Annotated in this window: 9 protein-coding genes; 3 read left to right on the forward strand and 6 right to left on the reverse strand. The window is 55.6% G+C overall.

All coding sequences use genetic code 11. From position 1 onward, the window contains the following. Nucleotides 1–11: 11 nt before the first annotated feature. From POTG_RS08935 to POTG_RS25145, 4 genes are all read right to left on the reverse strand, one after another. Nucleotides 12–404, reverse strand: a complete 393-nt coding sequence (locus POTG_RS08935; protein ID WP_157273377.1) for a DoxX family protein — start codon at nt 402–404, stop codon at nt 12–14. A 72-nt stretch (nt 405–476) separates the two neighbouring features. Beyond that, nucleotides 477–929 carry a MarR family winged helix-turn-helix transcriptional regulator gene (locus POTG_RS08940; protein ID WP_009224501.1) on the reverse strand — a complete coding sequence of 151 codons (453 nt, stop codon included), beginning with the start codon at nt 927–929 and terminating at the stop codon, nt 477–479. An 86-nt stretch (nt 930–1,015) separates the two neighbouring features. Then, nucleotides 1,016–1,864, reverse strand: coding sequence for a sulfurtransferase (locus POTG_RS08945; RefSeq protein ID WP_009224502.1), 849 nt, complete (start codon nt 1,862–1,864; stop codon nt 1,016–1,018). A gap of 53 nt (nt 1,865–1,917) precedes the next feature. Continuing rightward, nucleotides 1,918–2,052, reverse strand: a complete 135-nt coding sequence (locus POTG_RS25145) for a hypothetical protein (RefSeq protein ID WP_260070709.1) — start codon at nt 2,050–2,052, stop codon at nt 1,918–1,920. Nucleotides 2,053–2,221: 169 nt separating this feature from the next. Here POTG_RS25145 and POTG_RS08950 point away from each other — a divergent pair, with 169 nt between their 5' ends. Then, complete coding sequence (locus POTG_RS08950; RefSeq protein ID WP_036644933.1) at nt 2,222–3,154, forward strand: DMT family transporter; 933 nt, start codon at nt 2,222–2,224, stop codon at nt 3,152–3,154. 46 nt (nt 3,155–3,200) lie between these two features. Here the strand turns inward: POTG_RS08950 and POTG_RS08955 are convergent, their stop codons facing one another. Then, nucleotides 3,201–3,413 carry a hypothetical protein gene (locus POTG_RS08955; protein ID WP_009224505.1) on the reverse strand — a complete coding sequence of 71 codons (213 nt, stop codon included), beginning with the start codon at nt 3,411–3,413 and terminating at the stop codon, nt 3,201–3,203. Nucleotides 3,414–3,685: 272 nt separating this feature from the next. After that, the gene (locus POTG_RS08960) at nt 3,686–4,693 is read right to left on the reverse strand and encodes a ketoacyl-ACP synthase III (protein ID WP_009224507.1); all 1,008 of its coding nucleotides are present in this window, start codon (nt 4,691–4,693) and stop codon (nt 3,686–3,688) included. A gap of 149 nt (nt 4,694–4,842) precedes the next feature. Between POTG_RS08960 and POTG_RS08965 the strand changes: the two genes are divergently transcribed. Continuing rightward, nucleotides 4,843–6,975, forward strand: coding sequence for a DNA topoisomerase III (locus POTG_RS08965; RefSeq protein ID WP_009224508.1), 2,133 nt, complete (start codon nt 4,843–4,845; stop codon nt 6,973–6,975). An 81-nt stretch (nt 6,976–7,056) separates the two neighbouring features. Then, a complete protein-coding gene (locus POTG_RS24295) occupies nt 7,057–7,194 on the forward strand; it encodes a hypothetical protein (RefSeq protein WP_198136182.1) in 138 nt (45 codons plus the stop codon). Nucleotides 7,195–7,251 lie beyond the last annotated feature (57 nt).

The following is a 7,251-nucleotide window of genomic DNA, read 5'->3' on the forward strand; positions in this document are numbered from 1 at the left end:
TGCCCAATGGTTCAAGCATGGCTTTCAACACGCTTAGATTTAGATTTGGATTGGAAAACAATTCTGAGGCGCACCCCTGCGATCAGCACCAATACGACCAACCACTGGGCAGCCATCAAGGTGCCAAAACCTTGACCGGCCGACAGTTCGGAAACTACGGCGCCAATCATAAGGAGGCCAAGGGCTGTCGCGGCGTACAAGGTTAAGCGCGGCCAAACCAGCAGTACCGCGCCTGCTATTTCCACCAAGCCAATGAGGATTCGACTCCAATCCGGATAACCTATATCTTGAAAGTGCCGGATCATCTCTTCAGTCCCCGCCAGCTTCTGAACACCGCTCTGAATATAAAACAATGAAGTCAAACCCACGACGATCCATCCAACAATACGCATCCATCTCTTCATCATCTTTGCCTCCTAAGTGCAATTTAATTAGAATTCTAACTATATAGACGTAAAAGGGGTGCAAATAAAAATCTACTGCTTTTCAAATGTACGGATCATTTTGGTGAGGAGCGACTTTAAGGTGTCGAACTCTTCAGCCGTCATCTCCGCTTTAACTCGCTCTTCTACAACTGACGTGAAGTGCTGCGTCTCTTCCGCCAATTGGCTGCCCGCTTCCGTCAAAAAAATCAGCTTAGAGCGTCCGTCTTGCGGATGGTCCTTATAACGGATGAGTCCTTTGTTCGTCAACCCTTTTAATAAGCTGGTGACGCTCGGACGTTCAATCATTAGAATCGGCTCCAGTTGAGAGGGAGAGATTCCTGGATATTGACGAATGACGCCGAGCGCACTCCATTGCGTATGTGTTAACCCCAGCGGATGTAACAATTCCTCGACTTCCCTGCGCAGCGTGATATACCCCGTCTTGACCAGTCGGCCAATGGGCCCCTTATCCCATTGCCACTCAATAGGCTCGCTTGGATGCATGATTAGATACCTCTTTAGTTAGAATTCTAACTATATTATATTCCAAAATCGAGCCTTGTAAAGTCCCTAGGCCCATATTCTGGCGTTTATTCCTCCCCCGTCGCGATGGGGTTCTCGGGATAAGAAATCCAATCGCTCCAGCTGCCGGCGTACAGTTTGACCTGCGGGTAGCCAAGCCGATAGAGGGCGAGCACGTTCGGGCAAGCGCTCACGCCGGAGCCGCAGTAGACGATGGCCTCGCGGCCTTCGTCGAGGGCGGCGATGACCGGCGCCAGCTGCTCGCGCAGCTCGCCCTCGCTTTTCCAGGAGCCGCTGTCATCCAGCACCTGCTTCCAAAACCGGTTGATGGCCCCGGGAATGTGGCCGGCCTTGACGTCGAGCGGCTCCTGCAAGCCGGCGTAGCGATCCGCGGCGCGCGAGTCCACGAGCAGGATGCCGGGATCGCGCAGCGCCCGGCGGACGTCCTCGACGCCGGCCAGCAGGTGCGGCCGGGGCGAGGGGGTGAAAGCGGTGGGGACGATCGTCCGCCGCTCTGCGGTCACGGGATAGCCGCCGGCTTGCCAGGCGGCGAACCCCTCGTCCATGACGTAGACCTCGTCATGGCCCAACCAGCGCAGCAGCCACCATAGGCGGGAGGCGTTCATGCCTCCCTGGTCGTCGTAGGCGACCACCCTGGTGGCGTTGCCGATGCCGGCGCGGGCGAAGCGCGCGGCCAACTCGTCCGGGGCGGGCAGCGGGTGACGCCCGCCATGCGTGGTGACCGGTGCCGACAGATCCTGTTCCAGATCAAGATAGACGGCACCGGGAATATGTGCGGCGTCGTAGGCCGCACGCCCGGCCTCCGGCTGCCCAAGCTCAAAGCGGCAATCGACGATGACGAGATCCGGTTCATACATTCTAGCTAACAGCCAACGTTTGGATACGATCGGTTCCATAAGGCGTACACATCCTCTGCACACATAATATGGAACCATTATAAGCCTAAAGCTTAGATCAGGCGATATCCGCTGGGCCATGTCCCGCTGCGGCGAATTTCCCGAACTTGTTCTGCCGTTAACCGTTGGTTGGTCGCGATGAGCGATTCCACGTCGTTGCCGCCGATCAGAACATCTAAATTTTTCATAGAAAGCTCCTCCTTCATCTTTTTTTGACGATAGATTAGGGGCTGCTTCTACTAGATCCTTAGGGTCTATTTTTTCGATTGAGGAACGGCTGTGACTCCGCTATAATGAAGTGGTTTGCAGCCCGATCGGGTGACAAAATTTCATGAGAAAGATGGGACCTTAACGCATATGCACACCACCACGAAGTCCATGGGTAAATATGAAATCCTCTACGTGATCGGCATTATCGCCATCTCGTTTTCTTCCATCTTCATCCGCTGGTCCAATGCCGAAGTGTCGGTGATTGCCATGTACCGGATGTATATCACGAACGTATTGATGCTGCCGCTGCTGTGGCGCTACCGGGGAGAAATTGCGCGACTGACTGGCAAGCAATGGGGGCGTCTTTTGTTTTCGGGGCTGATGCTGGGGCTGCATTTCCTGCTATGGATGGGTTCGCTGCGCTTGACGACGGTCGCAAGCTCCACGGTCCTTCTGACACTGGAGCCCATCATCGTGATGTTCGGGTCGTTCTTCTTGTTTGGGGCAAAAATCAATAAAGCGATGATCCTCGGTATTACGCTGGCATGTATCGGCTCGATCGCGATCGGCTCCGGAGATTTCGCCTTGTCCGGCAAGGCCGTGACCGGAGATTTGCTCTCTCTGCTCGGGACGATTGCGGTCGCGATTCATATCCTGGTCGGCAAGCAGCTGCTACAGACGATCAGCGCGTTTGTTTATAACTTCCTCGTGTTTGCCGTGGCGGGAACGTCAATGGCCGTATACAACGTAGCTGCCGGCATCCGGTTTACCGGCTATGAGCCGAGGGAATGGGGCATTTTCCTTCTGCTGGCGATCGTTCCTACGTTATTCGGGCATTATCTGTTTAACTGGCTGATGAAATATCTCAGCGCTTCTGCAGTGTCAATGGCCGTTCTCGGCGAGCCGGTATTTGCCTCACTGCTGGCCTGGTTGCTGCTGAAGGAAAGCTTAACTCCGCTGCAGCTGTCGGCGGGCGTGCTCATCTTATGCGGCGTATGGATCTTTATTCGCTACGGCAAAGAAACGCCTAACATAAAGACGGAAAATGCGGTTCTCCCGACGGCGGGGCAGCCAAAGTGAAAGGGACGAACCCGGAGAGAGCTCGCTCGGTTGCCGTCCCTTGGAGTTATTTTTTTAACTCAAAAAATTGGCATTCCCGGCGTGGATGGTAGGACAACTCGTCTACTCCAGCCTGCGTGATAATGGTGTCATCTGTGAAACGGACAATAATGCTGCCGTTATCGATCATGTGATCGTCGCGGAATACGCGGACGCGCAGCTTCCGGTCCAACGCTTCCTGAAAGTCCAGATCGGTAAACAGTTCTCTGAGAGTAGGCATCGTACGGCATCTCCTTCGGACACAAGATGGGGCGGATCGTAATGAATGACTCCTGTTATTGTACCTGGAAGCCTGCAGGTTGAAAAGGGAACGCTCCGAAACGGAGATCAAGAGCAGAGGAGCAGAAGAGCTGAGGCTTCACCTCTTCCGCCCGGCGCTTTGCAGGATGCTCCCGTTTGGTCAGATAGAAGTTAGAGTCGAGTGAATTGAAGCCCCAGCATACTCCCTTACCAAAAGGGATAATGACGCAAAGGGCCGTGCGGACAGACAGATCACGCACCCCAGCGCAGGATCAAGCCGGCATGGGTTAAGCCGCTGCCAAAGCCGTACACCAGCACGCGGTCGCCATATTTCAAGCGGCCCGCGTCAACGCCGGCCTGCAACGCCAGCGGGATGGAGGCAGAGGACGTATTTCCCATGTCCTGCACGCTTTGCAGGGTTTTGGCGAGAGGGAGATCCGCTTTCTCGCAGATTGACTCGATCATGCGCAGGTTAGCGCTATGCGGCACAAACCAGTCGATGTCCTCGCGAGCAAGACCCGCCTGCTCCAGCAGTTGCTCAATTCCGGTGGTCACGGTTCGGACGGCCCATTTGAACACCTCGCGGCCGTTTTGTACGATTTTGCCTTTGCCTTCGAGGGGCTGCCCGTTCATTTGATCCGACAGACCGGTGCGGTACACATGGATGCCGCCGGCGCCGTTGGTTCCGAGAACAAACGATTCGAAACCCGGCCATTCGGCTTCAGCCTCAGAAGTTGCCTCGACCAGCACAGCTCCGGCTCCGTCACCGAACAGGATGCAGGTGCTGCGGTCGGTATAGTCGGTGATTTTGGACATCGTTTCCCCGGCCACGACAAGGATTTTGCGATGCAGACCGGCGCTGATCATGCCGTTCGCCAAATGAAGAGCATAAGCGAACCCGGCGCAGGTTGCGTTTAAATCAATCGCTCCCGCCTGTTCCATGCCAAAATGCTCCTGAATCCGGCAAGACACGGTCGGAAACGAATAATCCGGCGTTGTCGTCGAGGTGATGATGAAGTCGACGTCGTCCAGCGAAGTCTTGTACGTCTCGCGAAGCCGCTCCACCGCCTTAATACTTAGGTGGGAGGTGAACTCATTCTCGGCGGTAATATGTCTTTCCTTAATCCCCGTGCGCTGCACAATCCACTCGTTGCTCGTATCCACGAGCTGCTCCAAATCCGCGTTGGTCAGGATTTTTTCAGGAACATAGGTTCCAAGTGCGGTAATGCGGGCCTTGGATGGGGGTGTTTGTATGGCCATCGGTATCACTCCTTTAGGTCGAGAAGGATTTTTTTGCGATCAGATATTAGTACCTGGTACTAAACATGAGTATATCATGTTTTAAATTTCAAGCAACTGTTGCTTGAATGCTATAATGGTTCAGTGGAAAGGAGTGTCCGATCGAACTTATGAAAACGTTGGTATTAGCCGAGAAGCCCTCGGTTGCCAGAGAGATCGCGCGAGTCATCGGCAGCCGGGATAAGCATAAAAGCCATTTTGAAGGGTCCAAATATGTAGTGACCTGGGCATTAGGCCATCTGGTGGGATTGGCCGAGCCGGAGGATTATGATAAGAAATACGCCACGTGGGCGCTGGAGGATTTGCCGATTTTACCGGAAAAAATGAAGCTCAAGGTGCTGCGCGAGACCAGCCACCAGTTTAAGGCGGTGCAGCAGCTGATGCGCCGTCAGGATATCGGCGAGCTGATCGTGGCGACGGACGCCGCCCGCGAAGGCGAGCTGCTCGCCCGCTGGATTATGGAAATGGCTAAATGGAATAAGCCATTTAAGCGGTTGTGGATTTCGTCGCAAACGGACAAAGCGATCAAGGAAGGGTTCGCGTCGCTGAAGCCGGGCAATCAATATGAGCGCTTGTACCAATCGGCGCGCTGCCGAGCCGAAGCCGACTGGATGGTGGGGCTGAACGTGACCCGGGCGCTGACCACCAAGTTTGGCGCGCCACTCTCGGCTGGACGGGTGCAGACGCCGACACTTGGCATGATCATGCAGCGGGAGAATGAAATTCTCCGCTTCCGCTCGGAGGAGTATCATGTGCTGCGCGCGGACTTCGGCAAGTTTGAGGCGGTATGGCGCGGCGGGAACGGCGATGCGCGTATTTTTGACCCGGAGAAGTTAAATGTGTTGAAACAGAAACTGGAGGGCGCTTCCGGCCAAATCGTTAAGCTGGTTAAGCATGAAAAAACCGTGCCCCATCCGCTGGCATACGATTTGACCGAGCTGCAGCGGGATGCCAACCGACTTCTGGGCTTTTCGGCCAAGCAGACCTCTAACGTGCTGCAACGGCTCTACGAGCAGCATAAGTTAGTAACGTATCCGCGGACCGATTCGCGGTATTTGACTTCGGATATGACGGATACGCTCAAGGAGCGCCTGACGAGTGTGGCTGTCGGCCCTTACGCGAGTTTGGCGCGGCCGTTGCTGCGGGGTTCTTTGCATCTGAGCAAGCGGGTGGTTGACGACAGCAAGGTCACCGACCACCATGCGATTATTCCAACGGAACAAACGGTGCTGTTGAACGCGCTGAACACGGATGAACGTAAGCTCTACGATTTAATTGTTCGGCGATTTATCAGTTTATTTTATCCGCCGGCAAGGTTTGATCAAGTTAGCGTGACGGTGCAAATTGCGGGGGAGACGCTGCATGCCAAGGGGACGACGATTAAGGATGCCGGATGGCGGGCGGTTTATGACGGGCAGGTCATGGAAGAGGAAGAAGGCGGCGAGGACGATGCCGAGAGCGGCTCCGTGCTGCCGGAGCTCACTCAAGGTGAGGCGGTGAAGGTGCAGCGCTGCCGCGTGACGCCGGGACGGACCCAGCCGCCGAAGCGCTACACAGAAGCTGCCCTGCTGACCCAAATGGAGAAGCATGGGCTGGGCACGCCGGCAACGCGGGCGGACATCATCGAGAAGCTGATCAGCTCCGACACGATCGAGCGGCAAGGGAATTACCTGCATCCGACCGGCAAAGGGAAGCAGCTCATCGAGCTGGCGCCGGCTGATTTGCGTACGCCGGAGCTGACGGCCCGCTGGGAAGCTGAGCTGGAACGGATCGCCCGCGGGCAAGGTCAGCCGGGGCCGTTCCTCAGCGGAATCCGTGAGATGGCGATCAACCTGGTGCAAGGCGTGAAGCGCAGTGATGCGACGTATAAGCCGCATAACGTCTCCAACAGCCATTGCCCGGAATGCGGGACAAGGCTGCTTGAGAAGAAGACCGGGCGCGGCTTGATGCTGGTCTGCCCCAGCGAGGATTGCGGTTATCGCCGATCCGGCGAGAAACGTCTGTCCAACCGTCGTTGTCCGCAATGCCACAAGAAGATGGAGCTCAAGGAAGGCAAAGCCGGCAAGTATGTGCAGTGCCTGTCCTGCGGGATCACCGAGGTGCTGGGGAAAGACAAGGATAAGCATATGAGCAAGCGCGAGCAGCAACGGCTCGTGAAGCAGTATGCCCAGAAGCAGGAGTCCGGCGGCATCAATCTCGGTGAACTGCTGAAGGCGGCGCTGGAGAAAAAGGGCGACGATTAACCCCGATCACAGGATGGTGGCAGCCCAACCCTGAATAAATCGGCAGCATTTACGGGACGCTAAGTAGCGGAGGTGATGAGGGTGCCGCATCATAAAGCGCGGAAGACCGAGAACCAGCAGAACAAGTCGAGCCTGATGGAACCATCCATCGCGGCCAAGCCAAAGAAACAGGCTGAATATGCGCCCAATCTGAACGGAATTTCAAAGAACGAATCCTAATGTTTATGCGTCTGCAGCTCCCCGTTTCGGGGAGCTTTCTTTAGTATGAGGCGTATT

This window comes from Paenibacillus sp. oral taxon 786 str. D14 (assembly GCF_000159955.1).
GTDB classification, from domain to species: Bacteria; Bacillota; Bacilli; order Paenibacillales; family Paenibacillaceae; genus Fontibacillus; species Fontibacillus phoenicis.